Raw genomic sequence first — 19,780 nt, 5'->3', positions numbered from 1 at the left:
AATAATGAAAAAGGAGTCTGGCTTGCATGGAGAAGTATTTGCTGTCGATCGATCAGGGAACAACCGGAACCAAGGTACTGCTGGTAAACCGCCAGGGACTGGTTGCTGCCGAAAGTTATCAGAAGCACACCCAATATTATCCACAGTCCGGATGGGTTGAGCACAAGCCACAGGAAATCTGGGAGAAGGTGCTGGCGGGAGTGGCTGATGCGCTGCTTCAAGGCCAAATCGCACCGGAACAGGTGGAAGCGGTTGGTCTCGCCAATCAGGGAGAGACCGTCCTCTTCTGGGATTCGGCCAACGGTGAGCCACTTTACCCGGCAGTCGTCTGGTCATGCCGCCGCTCCGACCAAATCGCCGAGCGCTGGAGGGCTGATGGCGAGTGGGCACAAAAGGTGGCGGAGAGAACCGGACTCTTGATTGATCCATATTTTTCTGCTACCAAAATCAGATGGATGATGGAAGAAGTGCCTCTGGTGCAGGAAAGGATTCGACAGCGGCAGGCTTATTGCAGCACGCTTGATTCCTGGTTGATCTGGCAAATGACAGGGGGCGCGTCATATGTAACGGACGCGTCCACCGCAGCCAGAACGCTGTTGTTTCATCATCGTCAGGGGAAATGGGATGAGGAAATCTTACGCTATTTGGAGATTGAGGAGGAGTGGCTGCCGCAGGTTCGTCCAACAGTTGGCTCGTTTGGCCGAACGAATCCGGATTCATTTTGCGGCATCCAGGCACCTATCCTCGTCAGCCAGGTGGATCAACCAGCCGCCCTGTACGGTCATCTCTGCACCGTGCCGGGCATGTCCAAATGTACATATGGTACGGGCTGCTTCGCTTATATGAACGTCGGAAACGAGCCGCCTGCGACCAAAGAGAGTGGACTCTTGACGACGCTTGTTTGGAAACGCGAGAAAGAGCATACTTATGCACTTGATGGCGCCATTTATGCGGCGGGCTCTGCAATCGAATGGGGCAGGGAGCAGCTTGGACTGTATCAGGATATAGACGAGCTGCAACGATGGTCGGAGCATTGGTATGACGAGCTGGGGAGGGGAGACGCGCCAGGCAGCCTTTTGTTTATCCCGGCATTGAACGGGATCGGCACGCCGTACTGGAACTCTGAGGCGAGAGGGATGTTTCTCGGACTATCCCAGCATACAGACCGGCCCTTGATGGTAAAAGCGATGCTGGAAGGGATCGCCCATCGTGTAGCAGATGTGTTTGTTACGATGGAGCAGGCAGTCGGACAAAAGATTTCCATCCTGCGTGTGGACGGCGGTTTGACACAAAATCCGTATTTGATGCAGTTTCAGGCAGATCTGCTGGGGATTCCGGTTGAGGTGCCCGAGATGAACGAAACGACGGTGATGGGGATTGCGTTTTTACTCGGGGAAGAGTGCGGCTGGTGGACGGAGCAGGAATTGCAGGCACGCATGAAGGTAGGCCGACGTTATGATCCGCAGCTTGATGAAGCGGTAAGAAAAAGGCTGCGTGATCGTTGGAAAAAGGCAGTTCATTTTTTGCTGCAAATGAGTGAAGGCAGTGATACCACTCGTGGCTAAAAAGCCCAATAGACCGCACAATGAGACCAGCATAGATAACACGATCTATTTGGACAAGAAAATGAATGAATATGAGGAACAACAACTTTATAAATTTCGGCATTGAAAAGGTTTATCTGCCAGTGAAGAAAGAGGCTGTCCGTAAGTAGAGTAATCTACTTTTGAGACAGCCTCCACGATTTTTTTAGTGCTTCAACTCTACCGCATGCTCCCAACCGAAGCTGTCAAACCATCGTTGCTCTCTAAAATTCGAGATGGCTTGTCTCACATAAGGAATGACGTTCGGGGGTAATTTATCCATGTCCATCCACACGAGCTCATCGCATTTATTTGGCTCTGCATTGATGATTTCTCCATGCCATTCGGAGGCAGCGACAAAAAAGTCAATACGTTCATCGGCAGACAGGCGATGCATGACCCCGACAACCTCCAAGCTAGATGGATCGATGTCGATACCGCATTCTTCCTTGGCTTCTCGGATCGCAGCTTTCTTCACTTCTTCATTTCCATCCAAATGTCCGGCGGGAACACTGTAATTGCCGTCTTCATAGCCGGTATTGTAGCGACGTAACAACAAAACTTGCGAGCCTCTCACTAGGAAAAGGTGAACGGCAACCTGCATCGCGAAGCGTTCTCTTGGCATCTTGATTCTCCTCTATTGACGATATTCTTCCGGACGATGATTCTCTGCAGCCTGTCTACGCCGCTCCAGTCTGTTTTTTTTCAAAATAGGCGAGCTGGTCAAGGCCATAAGCAGCATAATAATGCCAGCAGCGCCCAAGACGATTCCGATTGTAAGATACAGCCAATTCATTGAAAAAGACCTCCTTATTTCATGCAAAGCGAACATGATTCTAACTGGGAACTATGCTATAATGGCACAGTGTGTTTTTACCTGATTCTCGGTAGTAATTTCTAGAAAACGCAGGGAGGATTTTGCGAGATGACTCAGCATACGTCTGTCGATCAGCTATCCATTAATACCATCCGCACGTTGGCGATTGATGCCATCGAGAAGGCGAATTCCGGTCACCCGGGAATGCCGATGGGTGCAGCCCCTATGGCTCATGTTCTGTGGAGCCGTTTTATGAAAGTAAATCCGAGCAATCCAAAATGGATTGACCGTGACCGTTTTGTCCTCTCAGCAGGACATGGCTCTATGCTATTATACTCGATGTTGCATCTGATGAAATACGATGTTTCGCTGGAAGACCTACATAACTTCCGTCAATGGGGCAGCAAAACACCTGGTCACCCTGAGTTTGGACACACGGCTGGTGTTGACGCGACGACTGGTCCTCTGGGACAAGGGATCGCGATGGCAGTCGGTATGGCGATGGCTGAAAAGCACATGGCAGCTGTTTACAACCGCGACAATTTTGACATCGTTGACCATTACACATACGTAATCTGCGGCGATGGTGACCTGATGGAGGGTGTATCCAGCGAGGCTTCTTCCCTGGCTGCTCACCTGAAACTGGGCAAAATGATCGTGCTCTACGATTCGAACGATATCTCCTTGGATGGCGAGCTTTCCCGTTCCTTCTCTGAAAATGTAGCGGGCCGCTACCAAGCATATGGTTGGCAATACATTCGCGTAGAAGACGGCAATGATCTGGCTGCCATTGATGCAGCAATCGCAGAAGCGAAAAAAGATTTGGATCGTCCTACCTTGATCGAAGTAAAAACCGTCATTGGATACGGAAGCCCGAACAAAGGCGGCTCCAGCTCTTCCCACGGCGCTCCGCTTGGAAAAGAAGAAGTGAAGCTGACAAAAGCGAACTACGAATGGCACCATGAAGGTGAGTTCCACGTACCGCAAGAAGTGACTGATTTCTATGCAGGATTGGCTGATGCAGGGGAAAAAGCAGAAGCTGCTTGGAGCGACCTGTTTGCCGCTTACGCAAAAGCGTATCCGGAGCTGGCTCTGCAATTTACAACTGCACAAGAAGGTCATCTGCCTGCTGGCTGGGACAACCATATGCCGACGTATGAAGCTGGCGCGAAGCTGGCGACGCGTGTTGCCTCCGGAAACGCGATCAACGCATTGGCAAACAGCGTTCCGTTCTTCCTGGGCGGCTCTGCTGACTTGGCACATTCCAACAACACGGTAATTAAAGAAGCGGGCAACTTCCTGCCAGGCTCTTATGATGGCCGCAACATTTGGTTTGGTGTTCGCGAATTCGCGATGGGTGCAGCCCTCAACGGTATGGCACTCCACGGTGGCGTAAAAGTATACGGCGGTACGTTCTTCGTATTCTCCGACTACGTGCGTCCGGCGATTCGCCTCTCTGCACTGATGAAACAGCCAGTTGTCTACGTATTTACACATGACTCTATCGCGGTTGGTGAAGACGGCCCGACACATGAGCCGATTGAACAGCTCGCTTCCTTGCGTGCGATGCCAGGCTTGACCATTCTTCGTCCGTCTGATGCAGTGGAGACGAACGAGGCTTGGAAATATGCTGTATCCCGCACAGATGAGCCAGTTGTACTCGTGCTGACTCGTCAAAACCTGCCTGTCCTGCAAGAGACGCTCGAAAAAGCGGCAGAAGGTGTGAGCAAAGGTGCGTATGTCCTCGCAGACGCGCCAAGCGGCAACCCGCAGCTCATCCTGTTGGCAACTGGCTCTGAGGTATCCCTCGTGATGCAGGCACGTGAGCAACTCCTTGCGAAAGGTATTGAAACACGCGTTGTTTCCATGCCGAGCTGGAACCTGTTCGAGCGTCAGCCGAAAGAGTATCGCGACGCTGTGATTCCACCGGCTGTAAAAGCACGTGTAGCGGTAGAAATGGGCTCTCCAATGGGCTGGGAGCGTTACGCTGGCGATAACGGTACGGTTATCGCAATCAATCAGTTTGGCGCATCCGCACCAGGTGAGCGTATTATGAAGGAATATGGCTTCACTGTCGAAAATGTCGTTGCAGAAGCTGAAAAGCTGCTGAAATAAATCGTTTTACCTAAGGAAAAAGCCTATCTTCTGTTTAAGGAGATAGGCTTTTCCAGTGACAAACCATGTTCAATATGGAATGATAGACTACGACCCAAAACAGAAACTTTTTTGAAATGGCACCGTCTATATAAGATGTGGGGGAGAGAGAGAAGACCAGGAGGTAAATAATGGCAGCAAAGGCCAAGAAGAAAGTCAGGAAGAAAAAGAACAACTTGCTGATGATTGCCGTATCGTTTGCAATTTTCCTTTTCCTTAGTGTGATTGGGGGCTACTTCGCCCTGCTGTATGCGGGAGACCGGATGATTGAGCAAAACGTACAGAAGTTAAATGATTTGAAAGCTGAACCAACTGTCATATACGACAAAAACGGGCAAGAGATGACGAGTCTGATTCGTCAGAAGAACCGTATTTACAAACCAATTAATGAAATGCCAAAGATTTTGATTAATGCATTCCTCGCTGTTGAGGATAAGCGCTTTTACGAGCACAAGGGCGTCGATATGATTCGGATCGGTGGCGCCATCGTCAACGACATCAAAAAAGGATCGTTAGCTGAAGGGGGAAGTACGATTACCCAACAGCTGGCAAGAAACGTCTTTCTCACCCTAGATCAAACGTTCTGGCGCAAAACAAAAGAAATGAGTATTGCGATTGGTTTGGAGCGCAAGTATTCCAAGGATCAAATTTTGGAGATGTACTTGAATCGCGTTTATTTGGGTGAAGGGGAATTCGGGGTGGAGGATGCTGCCAAGTATTACTTCGGCAAGTCGGTAAGCGATGAGAAGTTTACGATTGCGGAAGCAGCGATGCTGGCGGCCATTCCAAAAGCACCGACCACTTATTCACCATTTAACAATCCAGAGAAAGCCAAGCTCCGTCGAGACACCGTCATTCGTCTGATGCATGAGCAAGGGATCATTACAGAGGAGCAAAAGGAAGCGGCTCAAGCAGAGCCGTTGCCAACGGAACCGCATGAAGTAGCGGGTGCCAGCTTGAAAAAAGGCTATCGTGCGTTTTTTGACCATATGGTGGAAGAATCCGAAGCCCAATTTGGTGTAACGGAAGAAGAGATGTACCGCGGAGGCTGGAACATTTACACGACCTTCGATCCGAAAGTACAGGATGCCATGGTAGAGGAATATGCCAACGCCAAAAACTTCCCGAAAGACGGAGCCAAGCGCGGCGTAGAATCAGCAATGATTGTCATCGACGCGAAAACAGGCGGAATTGCCGGGATGGTGGGCGGACGCAATTATGCGGCAAAAGGCTTTAACTATGCGACAGACATGAAACGTCAACCGGGCTCCAGCTTTAAGCCGATTGCGGTGTTCGCTCCGGCGGTAAATAAAGATATCAACAAATGGAACTCGAATTCGCAGCTGAGCAATAAACGGCAGAGCTTCAATGGCTATGAGCCGCGCAACTACAATAACCGATACAGTGAAACGATGAGCATGAACCGGGCGATGATCGACTCAGCGAACATCCCGCCCGTATGGCTGCTTAATGAAATCGGTGTAACAGAAAGCTTGGAATACCTCAAGAAAGTTGGCATTGAGCTGACTCCGAACGACCGAAACCTGGCAATTGCCCTCGGCGGCTTGAGTACAGGTACGTCCCCGATGGAAATGGCTCAGGCATACACGCCTTTTGTCAATGGAGGGGTAGTGTCCGAGACGCACTCGATCACGAAGGTGGAGAACAAGGATGAGGGTGTCGTCCGTGAATATAAGCCGAAACAAACGGAGGCTCTGAAGCCGGAAGCAGCTTGGGAAGTTCATACCATGCTGGAGAAAGCGGTTCAGGAAGGAACAGGGAAAGCAGCACGTATCTCTGGCCGTCACGTTGCTGGTAAAACAGGTACGACCCAATCGATGGCAGGAGATGGCAAAGCGAACAAGGATGCCTGGTTTGTAGGCTATACACCGGAATACGTCGGTGCTGTCTGGATGGGCTTCGATCCAGAGGACAAACAGCATTTGATGCGTCAAGGAAGTAGCATGACTGCGCAAATGTTCTCCAAAGTGCTGGCAACCTCCTTAAAAGGAGTGCCGTCCACGGACTTCGTTAAACCAGCTGGTGTGGTAGAACAAAAGCCTGTGGAAGTGGAACCAGCGATCCAGTTGGCTGCAGACATGACGTTGGATAACAACCAGTTGAAGGTCGTGCTTAGCTGGATTGGCGGAGCTGAAGGTGATACGTACGATTTGTACCGTATTAGCGAAAATGGGGAAAGACAGCTCATTGCTGAGGGGATGAAGGAAACCTTGTTCGTAGATGTGCTGGATAGTCCAAAACAGTATCGCTATCAAGTCGTTCCACGGAATGCACAAGGTGAGGAAGGGACACCATCACCAGAAGTCCCAATCGACTCCAAGAAGCTGGAGAATCTGATTAATGACGATCCGGGACATAACGAGGACGGCAGCGATCAGGGGCAAAATCCGGAAGGTACGGAAGATGGCAACGGTGAAATTCCACCTGACCAAGGTACCGGAGAAAATGGTGAGCATACAAATAATGGGGATGGTAGCCAATCGCCAAATCCAGGAACAGGTGAGGTTCCACCGGACATCATGACTCCAGATCCTAGTCAGACAGATGGTTCCTCAAACGAAATTCAATTACCGCCACCTCCACAAGAGGAGGGGCAGAATCAGTTCCCGGATGCATCAAACGGCTAAAGATTAGCCCTGCAAGAACCATTCAAAACCGATTCGACTATTTGCACAACTTCTTTCGCGTGGTACAATACCAATAAATCGGGAGACAGGGGGGACAGTCCATGTCTGGCTACGCACAAAGGGATCTACCCACATTTTTCAAGGAACAGTTACTGCAAACCAAGGTGAATTTTGAGCGAGCTCTTGACTGTAAACACACCGATTTCGATGATCTTTACCCATACATGAACGAGCAGCCGCAGTTTTTCTGGTACAAACGTTACGTGGCCTGGTCAGAACTGTTGACCGTCGTACGTTTGGCTGAACAGTTGGGTATTGAGTGGACAGAGGATTTCAGTGAGCAGCAGGTAGAATTCATTAAAGGCAAAGTTCTGCAAGGAAAAGTGCTCGATTATTGGAACCCGGAAGAAGAACAAGAAGAATCAATCAGGGAATTGGAAGAAGAAAAATAAATGTGTATGTAAAAAGATGGCGCGTTCCCGCAAATGGGAACGCGCTTTTTTGGTTTGCGAGGCTTTTGGTAAAAATCAACGAGTAACGATACAGCGTTCCGCACGTCTTTTCTTTACGTAGACAATGAATCAATGGAGCCAATTGTAAATCACCTGTGGAGTCTCTTCCTCAGGACCAGCGGGAAGAACGAACGGAACAGGGTTGCTCCAAGGCTGGGCTACGGACGGACCATTGGAGATGATGAATTCTGTCCCCAGTGAAACAAACGAGTACAGCTCCTCTACAGCGGCATTGTGCAAACGAACACAGCCGAGTGAAACAGAGGTGCCGATGCTCTCAGGATGGTTTGTCCCGTGGATGGCATATCCGTTTTCCTGAAAGACCATGCCCCTCGTTCCGTAAATATTGTCGTGACCGCGGGGTTGGTTGATTTTTTGCTGAATGGTATAGTAGCCTTCCGGTGTAGAGCCGTTTTTGCCAATGGCGACTGGATAGCTTCGAACCAGATGGGAACCGCTGATGAGCTTCATCGAATGTGTTGATGTCGTTAAGTGAAGCTGCAACGGTTCGAAAGGCGTCACTGGCTCTGGATAGCCGGGGAGCGGAAGTACATTGCGCAAGCTGTCCCACGCAGACTCTGGCAAGAAGGCATTGGGATGATACGGATAGCTTTTTATCAATAGCCTCTTAGGAGGAATGGGAATCTGCGGCAAATAATTGCCTGGATAAGCGCCAGCCAGATCAGAGAGCTGGGCAGGCAACGTACCGGTTTGCTGATAATAGCGATACAAGGCATTGCGCAAGATCAGCACATGCTGGAGAGTTAACTGCTCATCTGTGAGCTCTGCCTTTACTGTGGCAAGCGTCGGTTCGCGTTCAAACTGTACAGGTTTATCCCACCATTTTTCGCTCGTGACTGTCCGACTCGTCGGATTGTAACGCAAGACGCCGCGGACCTCGCGCGGCTGATAAAACAGCAAGGGGCGAAACAATGGTGAACCGGGCACTTCTGGAACGACAATGACCGTATAAGGCTGTGTAAGGGCAGGACGCCTGGACTCTACATAACGCCGGACCTGTTCAGATAGCTCACGGGCATTAAGCGTAGGAGGAACGGCGATGACCTCGACATGCGGCTGCGTTTGAGCAGTTGTCGGTACAGGCTGTTTGGCTGCCTGCGGCGTTGCGAAGGATGAAGCATCTCTCAACAGTCCGGGCGAAAAGGCGAATTGAAAATAGAGAAACAAGAGTGAAGCCAAGAGTAAACGTGTTCGATGGCCCCACGAATTGCGCTGTCGTTCCCGCAGCAGTCTGTGATAAGCGTCACGCGTCTCGTTGTAATACGGGCCTTGTTTGGATACCAGACCACGCCTGTACGCTTCGAGAGCCTGTTCCGAGTTGCCTTGTGCCTCTCGTTCTTGGCCAAGGTGAAACCAACCGATGGCTTCATTCGGATACTGAGTCGTATACCACCGGTAAAAAGCGAGGTCGCTTTGATCCGGATACTTCATATGAAATGTACTTTTTTCCTGAAGAAAGGAAACCTTGTCCACGGATACTTCTCCCCCATAATCATCCGTGTTCAAAAAGTCGACTTTTCAGCTTCCAGACTTACATCGTGATCAAAAGTCGATTTTTTGAACTACCTCTATAAGGTTGTATCGGCGTGAGCAGGGAAAATAATGAGACTGGAGGTCAAAAATGGTTTATTTACGAACGATCAAGCTGCTGCGAGAGGAATTTCCGAACACGAAAGAATATCCGTTTCACTTGCCCTCCTTGCGCAAGCTGGAAGCGATCGAGCTTGCGAGCAGCGTCACTTTTTTTGTAGGAGAGAATGGCTCGGGTAAATCGACCTTGCTGGAATCGATTGCCTATCAATGCGGTTTTAATACCGCTGGAGGATCGCGGAATAATTATTACGAGGTACACCGTTCGGAGGCGAGCTTGGGTGACTACATACGCCTGTCGTGGTTGCCTAAAATGACGAATGGCTTCTTCCTGCGGGCAGAGAGCTTTTATCATTTTGCAAGCCATATCGATGAGATGGGCGCAAGAGGCTATCGAAATTACGGCGGACGCTCGCTTCATGAGCAGTCGCACGGAGAATCTTTTTTCTCGCTGTTTGCCAATCGCTTCAACGGCAGGGGAATCTACTTGCTGGATGAGCCCGAGGCTGCTCTTTCACCAAAGCGTCAGATTGCTTTTCTGTATCTCATGCGTGACTTGGTGGAAGAAGGAGCTCAATTTATTATTGCGACGCACTCACCGATTCTGCTGGGCTACCCAGGCGCAAAAATTCTCAATTTCGATCAGTCGCCTGTCCAAGAGGTGAATTATCGCGACACGGAGCACTATCAATTGACGCGCCGATTCCTGGAGAAGCCAGATCTTTTTTTAAATGAAAAATAATTTTATTCTTCCTGTCACAAAAATCCTCTTGGCGGTTTCTATTAGATGAACGAAGCAATAGAGACTAACGTCAATGGCGTACGCAGGAAGGAGGAATTCCAGTGGAGGTGCAAGCAAACCTGGTGATGAACCGTGCTCGAGCAGAGGATCAAGCAGATTCCTTTCAACAATTGTTTACGACCTATTACCCGTTTGTGGTCAGACAGATTATGCGAATTGTGAAGGACCAACAAACAGCAGAAGACATTGCACAGGATGTATTTCTCTCCTTTTATCATACAGATCGTTCGGTGATAGAGCATATCCCGGCATGGCTGTCCAAGTCCGCCTTATACGCTGCGTACAATCATCTTCGTTCAGAAAAACGCAGGTACGCAAGACAAGAGCGAAGTGCATCTGAGCAAGAGCATGTCAGTCCTTCTACAGAAGAGATTTGGCTCACAAAAGAGTCCCAGAGTGTCGTTCGCGAAGTGCTAGAGGAGCTGGATGAGCGGGAACGAACCTTGCTGGTCATGAAATATTCCGGATTTCCTTATGCGGAGTTAGCCAAGGCGACTGGTACGCAGATCAGCTCGGTGGGAACGTTACTAGCGAGAGCAAAAAGTAAGTTTCGCACCATATATGGCCGGATGAGGGGGGAAGAGGAATGAAATGTGCAGATACAGGCTTTGTCCAGGCGTTCCTGGATGGCGAGTGCAGCGCAAAAGAAAGTGAGCAATTCCTGCTTCATCTGGAGCAGTGTAAACAATGCCGCACACAGCTGGACGAACTGTCCGCGTTGGATAGCTGGACGCGTGAGAAGATGGAGCATGCTTTTTCCGAGACAAGTGATGTGAAGGTCAATACGGAAGCAGCATGGCAGCGCTTTTCGGAGACAATCGATAAACCAACCAACACATATTCACAAGAGCGAAGCATGACAACGAATCGAGCAACAATCAGAAGGAGCTGGAAACAGATGAACAAGCAAACAAAAAGATGGGTGACAGGCGCTTCGGCAGCAGCAGTATTGGCTGTGTCCTTGTCCTTCCCGCAGGTACAGGCAGCAGCGAATGATTTCCTGTCCATTTTCCGCATGGATAAAGTAGAGTTCGTCAAAGTGACGCAAGAGGATATGCAAGAGCTCGAGCAATGGATCGCAAACGGCGATGTAGGCGAGATGGAGCTGAAGGGAATAGGGAAAATCTGGATTGATGAAAATGATCAAGAGAAGCTCGAACAAAGAAACCATTATTACAACAGCAAAGAAGCCGCCCAAAAGGCTGGAGTGAAGCTGCCGGAGCTGCCACAGGATGTCACGGTGGATAGCGTAGACGTCAATTCTCCTTACACCATGCACATGGAGATCGATGCTGATCGTGCAAACAAGCTGTTGGCTCAATTGCAGGTAGAGGCACGCTTTGACGAGAAGCTGAGTGGCAAACGCTTCTCCTTGAAGATTCCACAGATGCAGAATGTCTGGATGACCGCAGGAAAAGAAAGCTATGGCTACTCTGTCATGGACGCACCTGAGCTAACAGCTCCAGAGGGAGTTGATCTGGCACAGCTTCGCGAGACACTCTTGGCCCTGCCATTCATTCCGGATCAAGTGAAAAAGCAGATGATTAGCATCGAAGACTGGCAGCATACCCTCCCTGTCCCATACATGGCAGACGGCGAAAGCAAGATGAAGGACGTAAAAGTGAACGGACAAAACGGAATGTTGATCTCAGGTGAATACAATGCTCATCTGATGTGGCAGCAGGATGGACAGATTCACATACTGGAAGGCAGCGAAAAGAATGCCGACGGACTGTTGGATTTTGCGAAACAGCTGAAATAGTCAAAGCAAATAGAGGGGATTGGCAGAGTTTTCCTGAAATGGAGAGCTCTGCTTTGTCCCGTTTACAGGGAAGAAAGTGAGGCAAGCGATGTCAGATTACGTAATTGAAACCTGGGGCCTGACGAAGCAATACAACGGTAAAGCGGGCTGCAAAAATATTACCCTACAAGTACCGAGTGGCTCTGTATTTGGTTTCCTCGGTCAAAATGGAGCGGGCAAGAGTACCTTTGTCAGGACGATGCTCGGGCTGTTGCACCCGACTAATGGAAAAGCGGTCATGCTTGGCCAACCGATAGGCAGTACAGAATCACGAAAAAAAGTAGGGTACCTGCCAGAGCTGTTCCGTTATCCTGACTGGTTGACGGGTCAGCAGCTCTTGGAGCATCATGCCGAGCTGTGTGGATTGACGCATCGCGAGAGCAAAGAAGTGATAAAAAGCGTCGTCGAGCAGGTCGGAATGGCTGGGCGTGAGCGAGAACGTATCCGGGGCTATTCCAAAGGCATGCAGCAGCGTATCGGGATTGCCTGCGCCCTCTTATCCGATCCAGAACTGATTTTCCTTGATGAACCAACCTCGGCTCTAGACCCAATCGGCCGAAAAGAAGTACGTGAGCTGATTGCGAGGCTGCGTGACCAAGGAAAAACAATTTTTCTCAACAGTCATCTCTTGAGCGAAATGGAGACGGTGTGTAATTACGTGGGGATCATTCACCGCAGTGAGCTGGTTGTCCATGGCGAATGGCGCAAGCTGAGCAATGTCCTTCCACAAATTGAACTGACAGTGGATAAAGCTAGTGCAGGCCTTCCAAACGGGCTTCCTTCTTTCGTTACAGCGAGTCACATCGTCAGACAAGAGGAAGAGCGTGAAACATGGCTGATGACGCTAGATCAGGACAATCGGGTGCCCGCACTTTTGCAACAGTTGATTGCATCAGGTACTCTGGTTCACGAGGTCGTGCGCAAGCAGCAATCACTGGAGGACGTATTCCTGTACTGGGTGCAGAGGAAGGAGGAGGAAGGACATGTGGCCCATCATCAAAATCACGTATAGAGAGATGATCTCGAAGCGTATTTTTACGATTACGCTGATCATGTCGCTGGCCTTCCTACTGCTGTTTGGACTGGCAACCGGCTTTGCGATCAAGGAAATGGAGGAATCGTTCGGGGCCGCGGGTCCAGAAGCTGTGCTGCAAAAAAACTTCTTCTCCACTCAGCTTCTGGGGATGGGGTTGTACTTTGGGTCTGTCATTACGGCACTCCTGGCGATTTTGAGCAGTGTCGGGAGCATTGCATCTGAAATCGAAAGCCATCAAATCGACACGTGGCTTGCCCGTGCGCTTCCTCGCTACAAATACGTACTGGGGAAATTTTTCGGGCTGACGAGTATGTTAGGGCTGTACGCACTCCTGATGTTCTTCGGACTTTTGCTGATAAACCAATTTGTTGGTGGCGGTGCTTTGGCTGTTCAGGTGGGCATTGACCAAATCCTGAAAGCAGCAGCCTTCTTCGTTGGAATGCCGATCATTCTGGTCTGTGTAGCGATGCTCTTGAGTAGTGTGACTACGACTGTGACGGGTGGTATCATCCTGATCATTCTGTACGGAATCAGCTTCGTTGGCGGCTTTATCGAGCAGCTGGGTGCCGCTTTTAGCAACAGCTCGATGACAAACATCGGCATTATATCCAGTCTGGTGTTTCCTGCCGATTCGTTGTTCAGGCAAGTGACGATCTCGCTGTTTGAAACGGCTGACGATCCGTTATCCTTTGCTTCACAAGGAATCTTCGGTACGACATCTCCGCCGAGCGGTGCCATGCTCATTTACACGCTTGTATACGGTATTGTGGCGTTGGGGCTGTCCATTCGCGTGTTTCAAAAGCGAGATGTATAAGAAAACCAAAAGAGAACGGCTTATTCGTGCCGTTCTCTTTTTTGTGTGCATGCAAGCTCCGATCAGCATATGCGCATTTCGTGATTTTTATGATTTTAATCGTGTAAATGCGGTTAAAACAGTTTATGTGCATATTCTATTCGGATTTTTACGAACATTGTTATAATGACAGCACAATATGAAAGCGCATTCGTCATGGTTATTACAACATCATTGTAAGCGCATTCTTGCAAGGGGGAACTAGCGTATGCTGGCATTACTCGGATTTCTAATGGTAGCCGTTTTCATGTACTTGATTATGTCGAGACGGCTTTCTGCATTGGTTGCTTTGATTGTTGTTCCTGTTGTTTTTGCGTTGATTAGCGGATTTGGCACAGAGATTGGCGATATGATGCTTGCAGGTATCAAGAAGATTGCGCCTACGGGAATTATGCTGCTGTTTGCCATTTTGTACTTTGGAGTCATGATGGATGCAGGCTTGTTTGATCCATTAATTAAGAAAATCGTGAAAATCGTGAAGGGTGACCCATTGAAGGTCATTGTAGGTACAGCGATCCTCGCTACCTTGGTAGCACTGGATGGAGATGGAACCACGACTTATATGATTACGGTTACAGCGATGCTGCCTTTGTATCGCAAGCTGGGAATCAAACCGATGATTTTGGCAGTCGTGCCGATGCTCGCACTCGGTGTGATGAACATGACACCTTGGGGTGGACCGACGGCACGTGTCATGAGTGTTCTCGATATGGATGTTTCTGAAATTTTCGTACCGGTTATCCCAGCGATGATTGGCGGAATCGCGTGGGTTATGATCGTCGCCTGTATTTTGGGCAAACAAGAGCGGAAGCGTCTAGGAATCATTGAGCTGCCAGATGAAGAATTGCAATCGCTTGCAGGACAAGAAGTAGCGGCGACCGACGAGACAGCTGCTCTGAAGCGCCCGCATCTGATCTGGTTCAATCTGCTTTTGACAGCAGCCCTGATGGTTGGTCTGATTACGAGCTTTTTGCCTCTGCCGACGATGTTCATGCTCGCTTTTGCCATTGCCCTGTTTATTAACTATCCGAAGATGCAAGATCAGAAAGAGCGAATTGCTGCACACGCGGCTAATGCCCTCGCTACCGTGTCGATGGTTTTCGCTGCGGGAATCTTTACAGGTATCCTGACTGAAACGAAAATGATCGATGCGATGGCAGGCACACTCGTTTCCTGGATTCCGGATTCACTCGGCTCCATATGCCTCTGCTCGTAGCATTGACGAGCATGCCATTCACGTATTTCATGTCTAACGATGCGTATTATTTCGGTATTGTTCCGATTCTGGCTAATGCAGCTGCTGCTTATGGAGTCGATCCGGCGGAAATCGGTCGCGCGTCTATTCTGGGACAACCATTGCACGTACTCAGCCCGTTGTTTGCTGCACAGTACTTGTTGATCGGAATGGTCGGGGTCGATTATGCGGAAACCCAGAAGTTCATCCTGAAATGGGCATTTGGAACATCGATGGTGATGATTGTCCTTGCGATCCTTACAGGAGTGATCTCGTTCTAGGAAACTACATCTAAATCATGAAGAAAAAAAGAGGCCTGCTCATGGCCTCTTTTTCGTCATAGAGCCAAATGAGATACAATGAGAAGAAGAGGAGGGAACGATGTGCGTTTTCACAGCAAGCTCATGCTGATTATTTGCTCGCTCCTTTTTGGGGTGACTGCCATACTCGGTACGATGTTTGAACAGATGCTGGCGGATGTACTGGAAAAAGAAATCGGCACACGAGCGTTGCATACCGCCAAGACTGTTGCGCAGATGTCCGAGATTAAACAGGCCTTTGCAGCAGAAGACCCGGCCAAAATTATTAATCCAATCGTGGAAAAAATCCGCGTAAGCACGAATGCGTCCTTTATCACCGTTGGAAATTTACAAAGCATCCGCTATTCACACCCGGATCCAGAGCAAATCGGGAAAATGATGGTGGGTGGCGACAACGAGGCAGTGTTTCAGGGGCACTCGATCATTTCAGAGACAGTCGGCTCGCTTGGGCCCGGCCTTAGAGGGAAGACACCGATTTATGATGAGCAAGGAAAGGTCATGGGAGTCGTATCTGTCGGTTTTTTGTTTGAGGATATAAATGAAACGATCGAATCGTATCGCAACCGGATCATTGTCATCGGCATTGTCACCTTGCTCTTGGGTGTAGCGGCTACGCTCATTCTTTCGCAAAATGTAAAGAAAGCGATATTCGGCTTGGAGCCTGAACAGATCGGGCGGTTGTATCAGGAAAATCAAGCTGTGCTGGAATCGATTCGCGAAGGCATTGTGGCGGTCAATAAGAAAGGATCAATCACACTCGCGAATCAGACTGCCCTCCATATGCTAGGGCAGGCTCAAGAGAAAGACAGTATCATGGAGAAACAGGACGAGCTAGTTCGTTCACTGGGCCTTCATGAGGTGATTGAGACAGGGAAAGCCGAATTTGACCGCGAAACGAATGTGGACGAGCATGTTTTAGTTGTGAACCGCGTCCCGATTATGGATAAGGAGCGTCATGTGATGGGCGCGGTAGCGAGCTTTCGCAATCGGTCCGAGCTGTTCGAGGTAACTCAGGAGCTGTCACGGGTAAAGGAGTACGCTGAGGTGCTGCGTTCCCAGACGCATGAGTATTCCAACAAGCTGCATCTCATTTCAGGACTCATCCAGCTTGAATCGTATCAGGAAGCCATTGAGACGATTTCTTCTGAGCTGAATGTGCATGTCCACAATACGAAGTTTATTATGCAAGAAGTCCCCGACCCGCTGATCGGAGGACTGTTGCTAGGGAAGCTGAATCAGGCCAACGAACGTAAAGTGGAATTGAAAATTGATCCGGAAAGCAACTTCCGTGACATTCCTGCCTCTATCGATCGCTCACAGCTGATTGTCATTCTGGGCAATTTGATAGATAATGCGATGGATGCTGTTAAATCACCGGGGGCATTTGCTCCAGAAATCACGATATTTTTGCTCAATATGGAAGAGGTCTTGCTCATAGAAGTAGAGGACCGTGGGCCAGGCATCTCTGAAGAAAATGCTGAGCGAATCTTTGATCTGGGCTTCTCCACCAAGTCACAGCCGAATCATGGCTATGGATTGCATTTAGTGAAACAAGCTGTCTTACACGTACACGGCAATATTACGCATACGGGAAATCCGGTAGGAGGAACGATTTTTACCGTGACGATACCAAAAGATGCACGCACGGCAGAACGGAAGGAGGCCGTTTTAGGTGATACGGGTATTAGTTATTGAAGACGACCTGAGAATCGCAGAGGTAAACCGACGATTCGTGGAAAAAGTGGACGGGTACGAGGTGATTGGCATTGCCACGAATGGACAAGAGGCCAAAGACCAAATGGAAATCCTGCAGCCCGATCTCGTGTTACTGGACATTTATTTTCCCGATATGGATGGACTCGATTTTTTGTCAATCATAAAGGAGCAGTTCCCTACCACTGATGTCATCATGCTGACGGCTGCCAAAGAAGTAGATGCGGTTGTAGAGGCGATCCGCTATGGCGTATTCGATTTTATTACCAAGCCACTTATCTTTGCACGCCTGCAACAAACACTGCGGAACTATCAGGAGTTCAGGCAAAAGGTGAGTGATTGGAAAAAAGACATCGATCAGATCAGTCAAGCCCAAATCGATGAACTCATTGCCCGGACAGGCCAAAAGAAGACAACCGAGACACGGGCAGTCAAAGGAATTGATCAAATTACACTGGACAAGATTTCAGGCTTTCTCATGCAGACACAGGAGGCCACGACGGATTTGGTCAGCAAGGAAACAGGCATTAGCCGTTCAACGGCAAGGCGATACCTAGAATATTTGGTAGCCAAAGGAGACGCCATCGCAGACCTTTCGTACGGTGTCGTCGGACGTCCAGAGCGCGTGTACAAGAGCGTCGGACGGCAAAAAGAATAATAAAACCCTTCGCGCCCGCAAGTAAGATTCAAAACCTACTTGAAAGCGTGGAGGGTCTTTTTTTTGGTAGTTATGATTTTTAGAAAGTACCGATGAACCAACAAAGCTGGTGAGAAGAAAAAGCACAGAGCTCGCAGACCTTGACAACGCCTACCCAGTCGGAACTTCAAAAAGGGGACCACGCTTGTCGAACACTTCTTCCTTGAGAAACTTCCGCCCGTAGGGTGGCTTTGGCTCGACGGGCCCCTTTTTGAAATGGAGACGGACAGTGAATCCCCCTTGCGGGCGTGTCAGAGTCGAAGAGAACTGTGCTTTTTCTTCTCCTCCCCTATGTTAACCCAACTGTTTACTTAATCACACAGCTCGCTTCCACCCGATAAATGCGCTGCCCACGAGAAGAAAAGCGCTCCTCGTACTCCGTCATCACATTATCTGCCGCCAGCTTGGACTGGTGCAGGTCGAAGGTGATATTGCGCATCTGGAACCGCTCGGCTGCGAATTGATTGAGCGAAAACTCGAACAGATTCTCATTGTCTGTCTTCATATGAATCTCGCCGTCTGCCACAAGCACCTGACGATACGTGTTCAGGAAGCTTTTGTAAGTGAGGCGGCGTTTCGCATGACGGGTTTTTGGCCACGGATCACTGAAATTCAAATAGATTCGAGAAATTTCGTGATCAGCAAACAAATCGGTCAACTTGGAAGCGTCGTATTGGACAAAAGCCAGATTCGGAACAGCCTTGTACTCCGTACGCTGGACAGCGCGCAGAACGACCTCCGCCTTCAGTTCAACCGCAATGAAATTGATGTCAGGGTGACGCTCGGCCAATGTATTAATGAAGCGTCCCTTTCCACAGCCGATCTCCACATGAATCGGATTGTTATTCCCGAAGCGTTCCTTCCAGTTTCCTTTATAGGAAAGGGGATTGTCTACGAACGTCGGATATTCTCTCAGGGCCGATTCGGCACCTGGAATGTTACGCAGTCGCATATGTGCCTCCTTCAAAACGAACTCCTATCTACTTTACGATGACTCCCTGCTAGTTGCAAGTAGAGAGAGAAGAAAGGCAAGCGAGATTCCAGACGCAGATTACGAGAAAAAAGAGTGGAAAGGGGTTTTTTGTAAATGGGACTAGGACGAAAGTCGCATGGGATGCGGGTTTACACAAATGGAGACTGGATAAATTTTGCCAATTTGAGAGGGACATTATGGTAAGGAAATAGACTGAAAATTTGAGGAATGCCTGTAAAATCAGGCACGAAGGCGTCAAGCAGTAATGATATCCAGTTGAAAAAATAGTTTTTGGTAACTTTTTGGTAATTTCATAGAGTGTGAGCTTTGGTAAAGTAGAGAACAAGTGAGAGGTCAGCCAAACTTTGCATAAAATGGTCCCTTGTTGCGCAGGGATCTTTTTCAAAAGAAAAGGGAGGATGAACAACATGAAATTACATAAAGCCCTCATAGGAATCGTAATGGGAGTAACATTTGGTGTTACATCGATTGTCGCTCCACTGCCAGGAGTGCAAAATGTAGCAGAGGCTGCATGGACGCAATCCAAGGCGGACAAGGTCATTGCCACGGGAAGAAAGTATTTGGGTACTCCTTATAAATTCGGTGCGAGCAAAAATACAACAGCTGTTTTTGATTGCTCTTCCTTTACACAACGTGTATTTAAGGTCGCAGTCGGCAAGAGCTTGCCGCGTACTTCTCGAGATCAAGCCAAGGTAGGAAAGAGTGTGTCCAAGTCGAGCCTGAAAAAGGGAGACTTGGTGTTCTTCAAGGCGAGTACGACGACGAAGTCCAAAAGGATTACACATGTGGCGATCTATGCAGGCAACAACAAACTCTTACATACATATGGAAAGCCAGGAGTGACGTATTCGACCTTCAAGGGTACGTCCTGGGATAAGCGCTTCGTTTCGGCACGGCGAGTCTTGTAATTCGCTCGTCTGGCTCTCTACTTACTAATACGTTTCGCACTCTGGGAAGTTGCGATTGGAAAAAAGGCAAATGATGCAAATAAAATAGGGAAAAGGG

Annotated in this window: 16 protein-coding genes and 1 pseudogene; 13 read left to right on the top strand and 4 right to left on the bottom strand. The window is 49.1% G+C overall.

Features of this window, described 5'->3' with window-relative positions; translation table 11 throughout:
- Window positions 1–26 precede the first annotated feature (26 nt).
- Complete coding sequence (locus AB1L17_RS10220) at window positions 27–1,565, top strand: FGGY family carbohydrate kinase (protein WP_412844566.1); 1,539 nt, start codon at window positions 27–29, stop codon at window positions 1,563–1,565.
- A gap of 184 nt (window positions 1,566–1,749) precedes the next feature.
- On the opposite strand, the gene AB1L17_RS10215 is transcribed toward AB1L17_RS10220, so the two are convergent.
- Window positions 1,750–2,208, bottom strand: coding sequence for an NUDIX hydrolase (locus tag AB1L17_RS10215; RefSeq protein WP_412844567.1), 459 nt, complete (start codon window positions 2,206–2,208; stop codon window positions 1,750–1,752).
- A 12-nt stretch (window positions 2,209–2,220) separates the two neighbouring features.
- Window positions 2,221–2,379: a hypothetical protein gene (locus tag AB1L17_RS10210; RefSeq protein WP_409175079.1), complete on the bottom strand. Its 159-nt coding sequence runs from the start codon at window positions 2,377–2,379 to the stop codon at window positions 2,221–2,223.
- Window positions 2,380–2,508: 129 nt separating this feature from the next.
- Here AB1L17_RS10210 and tkt point away from each other — a divergent pair, with 129 nt between their 5' ends.
- The 3 genes from tkt (at window position 2,509) to AB1L17_RS10195 (ending at window position 7,654) form a co-directional block, all read left to right on the top strand.
- Window positions 2,509–4,515 carry a transketolase gene (gene tkt, locus AB1L17_RS10205; RefSeq protein ID WP_412844568.1) on the top strand — a complete coding sequence of 669 codons (2,007 nt, stop codon included), beginning with the start codon at window positions 2,509–2,511 and terminating at the stop codon, window positions 4,513–4,515.
- Window positions 4,516–4,685: 170 nt separating this feature from the next.
- Window positions 4,686–7,202 carry a PBP1A family penicillin-binding protein gene (locus tag AB1L17_RS10200; protein WP_412844569.1) on the top strand — a complete coding sequence of 839 codons (2,517 nt, stop codon included), beginning with the start codon at window positions 4,686–4,688 and terminating at the stop codon, window positions 7,200–7,202.
- A 101-nt stretch (window positions 7,203–7,303) separates the two neighbouring features.
- Entirely contained in the window at window positions 7,304–7,654 is a 351-nt protein-coding gene (locus AB1L17_RS10195) for a hypothetical protein (RefSeq protein WP_412844570.1), read from the top strand.
- Window positions 7,655–7,783: 129 nt separating this feature from the next.
- Here the strand turns inward: AB1L17_RS10195 and AB1L17_RS10190 are convergent, their stop codons facing one another.
- A complete protein-coding gene (locus tag AB1L17_RS10190; protein ID WP_412844571.1) occupies window positions 7,784–9,208 on the bottom strand; it encodes a L,D-transpeptidase family protein in 1,425 nt (474 codons plus the stop codon).
- 148 nt (window positions 9,209–9,356) lie between these two features.
- Here AB1L17_RS10190 and AB1L17_RS10185 point away from each other — a divergent pair, with 148 nt between their 5' ends.
- The 8 genes and pseudogenes from AB1L17_RS10185 (at window position 9,357) to AB1L17_RS10150 (ending at window position 17,742) form a co-directional block, all read left to right on the top strand.
- Window positions 9,357–10,067, top strand: a complete 711-nt coding sequence (locus AB1L17_RS10185; protein ID WP_412844572.1) for an AAA family ATPase — start codon at window positions 9,357–9,359, stop codon at window positions 10,065–10,067.
- A gap of 101 nt (window positions 10,068–10,168) precedes the next feature.
- Window positions 10,169–10,717, top strand: coding sequence for an RNA polymerase sigma factor SigX (locus AB1L17_RS10180; protein WP_412844573.1), 549 nt, complete (start codon window positions 10,169–10,171; stop codon window positions 10,715–10,717).
- On the top strand, window positions 10,714–11,889 hold the full coding sequence (locus AB1L17_RS10175; protein ID WP_412844574.1) for an anti-sigma factor family protein: 1,176 nt from the start codon (window positions 10,714–10,716) through the stop codon (window positions 11,887–11,889). The genes AB1L17_RS10180 and AB1L17_RS10175 overlap by 4 nt, the downstream gene beginning before the upstream one ends.
- An 88-nt stretch (window positions 11,890–11,977) precedes the next feature.
- On the top strand, window positions 11,978–12,940 hold the full coding sequence (locus AB1L17_RS10170) for an ABC transporter ATP-binding protein (RefSeq protein ID WP_412844575.1): 963 nt from the start codon (window positions 11,978–11,980) through the stop codon (window positions 12,938–12,940).
- The gene (locus tag AB1L17_RS10165; protein WP_412844576.1) at window positions 12,912–13,778 is read left to right on the top strand and encodes an ABC transporter permease subunit; all 867 of its coding nucleotides are present in this window, start codon (window positions 12,912–12,914) and stop codon (window positions 13,776–13,778) included. Before AB1L17_RS10170 ends, AB1L17_RS10165 begins: the two co-directional genes overlap by 29 nt.
- A 247-nt stretch (window positions 13,779–14,025) precedes the next feature.
- Window positions 14,026–15,332, top strand: a pseudogene (locus tag AB1L17_RS10160) (CitMHS family transporter).
- 102 nt (window positions 15,333–15,434) lie between these two features.
- Window positions 15,435–17,066, top strand: a complete 1,632-nt coding sequence (locus AB1L17_RS10155) for an ATP-binding protein (protein ID WP_486599049.1) — start codon at window positions 15,435–15,437, stop codon at window positions 17,064–17,066.
- Window positions 17,044–17,742, top strand: coding sequence for a DUF977 family protein (locus AB1L17_RS10150; protein ID WP_412844578.1), 699 nt, complete (start codon window positions 17,044–17,046; stop codon window positions 17,740–17,742). Before AB1L17_RS10155 ends, AB1L17_RS10150 begins: the two co-directional genes overlap by 23 nt.
- Before the next feature lie 346 nt (window positions 17,743–18,088).
- On the opposite strand, the gene trmB is transcribed toward AB1L17_RS10150, so the two are convergent.
- Window positions 18,089–18,733, bottom strand: coding sequence for a tRNA (guanosine(46)-N7)-methyltransferase TrmB (trmB, locus tag AB1L17_RS10145; protein WP_412844579.1), 645 nt, complete (start codon window positions 18,731–18,733; stop codon window positions 18,089–18,091).
- A gap of 449 nt (window positions 18,734–19,182) precedes the next feature.
- Between trmB and AB1L17_RS10140 the strand changes: the two genes are divergently transcribed.
- Window positions 19,183–19,683, top strand: coding sequence for a C40 family peptidase (locus tag AB1L17_RS10140; protein WP_412844580.1), 501 nt, complete (start codon window positions 19,183–19,185; stop codon window positions 19,681–19,683).
- The last annotated feature ends 97 nt before the right edge of the window (window positions 19,684–19,780 follow it).

Origin of the sequence: Brevibacillus jepli (assembly GCF_047229145.1) — a bacterium.
In the GTDB taxonomy this organism is placed as follows: Bacteria; Bacillota; Bacilli; order Brevibacillales; family Brevibacillaceae; genus Brevibacillus.
The sequence above is the reverse complement of the archived record's forward strand: the minus strand, read 5'-3'. Positions and strand labels throughout refer to the sequence as shown.

What these genes read in the sequence shown, in the direction of transcription:
- AB1L17_RS10220 (WP_412844566.1), top strand. Translation starts at nt 27, where the DNA reads ATGGAGAAGTATTTGCTGTCGATCGATCAGGGAACAACCGGAACCAAG.
- AB1L17_RS10215 (WP_412844567.1), bottom strand. Translation starts at nt 2,208, where the DNA reads ATGCCAAGAGAACGCTTCGCGATGCAGGTTGCCGTTCACCTTTTCCTA.
- AB1L17_RS10210 (WP_409175079.1), bottom strand. Translation starts at nt 2,379, where the DNA reads ATGAATTGGCTGTATCTTACAATCGGAATCGTCTTGGGCGCTGCTGGC.
- tkt (WP_412844568.1), top strand. Translation starts at nt 2,509, where the DNA reads ATGACTCAGCATACGTCTGTCGATCAGCTATCCATTAATACCATCCGC.
- AB1L17_RS10200 (WP_412844569.1), top strand. Translation starts at nt 4,686, where the DNA reads ATGGCAGCAAAGGCCAAGAAGAAAGTCAGGAAGAAAAAGAACAACTTG.
- AB1L17_RS10195 (WP_412844570.1), top strand. Translation starts at nt 7,304, where the DNA reads ATGTCTGGCTACGCACAAAGGGATCTACCCACATTTTTCAAGGAACAG.
- AB1L17_RS10185 (WP_412844572.1), top strand. Translation starts at nt 9,357, where the DNA reads ATGGTTTATTTACGAACGATCAAGCTGCTGCGAGAGGAATTTCCGAAC.
- AB1L17_RS10175 (WP_412844574.1), top strand. Translation starts at nt 10,714, where the DNA reads ATGAAATGTGCAGATACAGGCTTTGTCCAGGCGTTCCTGGATGGCGAG.
- AB1L17_RS10170 (WP_412844575.1), top strand. Translation starts at nt 11,978, where the DNA reads ATGTCAGATTACGTAATTGAAACCTGGGGCCTGACGAAGCAATACAAC.
- AB1L17_RS10165 (WP_412844576.1), top strand. Translation starts at nt 12,912, where the DNA reads ATGTGGCCCATCATCAAAATCACGTATAGAGAGATGATCTCGAAGCGT.
- trmB (WP_412844579.1), bottom strand. Translation starts at nt 18,733, where the DNA reads ATGCGACTGCGTAACATTCCAGGTGCCGAATCGGCCCTGAGAGAATAT.
- AB1L17_RS10140 (WP_412844580.1), top strand. Translation starts at nt 19,183, where the DNA reads ATGAAATTACATAAAGCCCTCATAGGAATCGTAATGGGAGTAACATTT.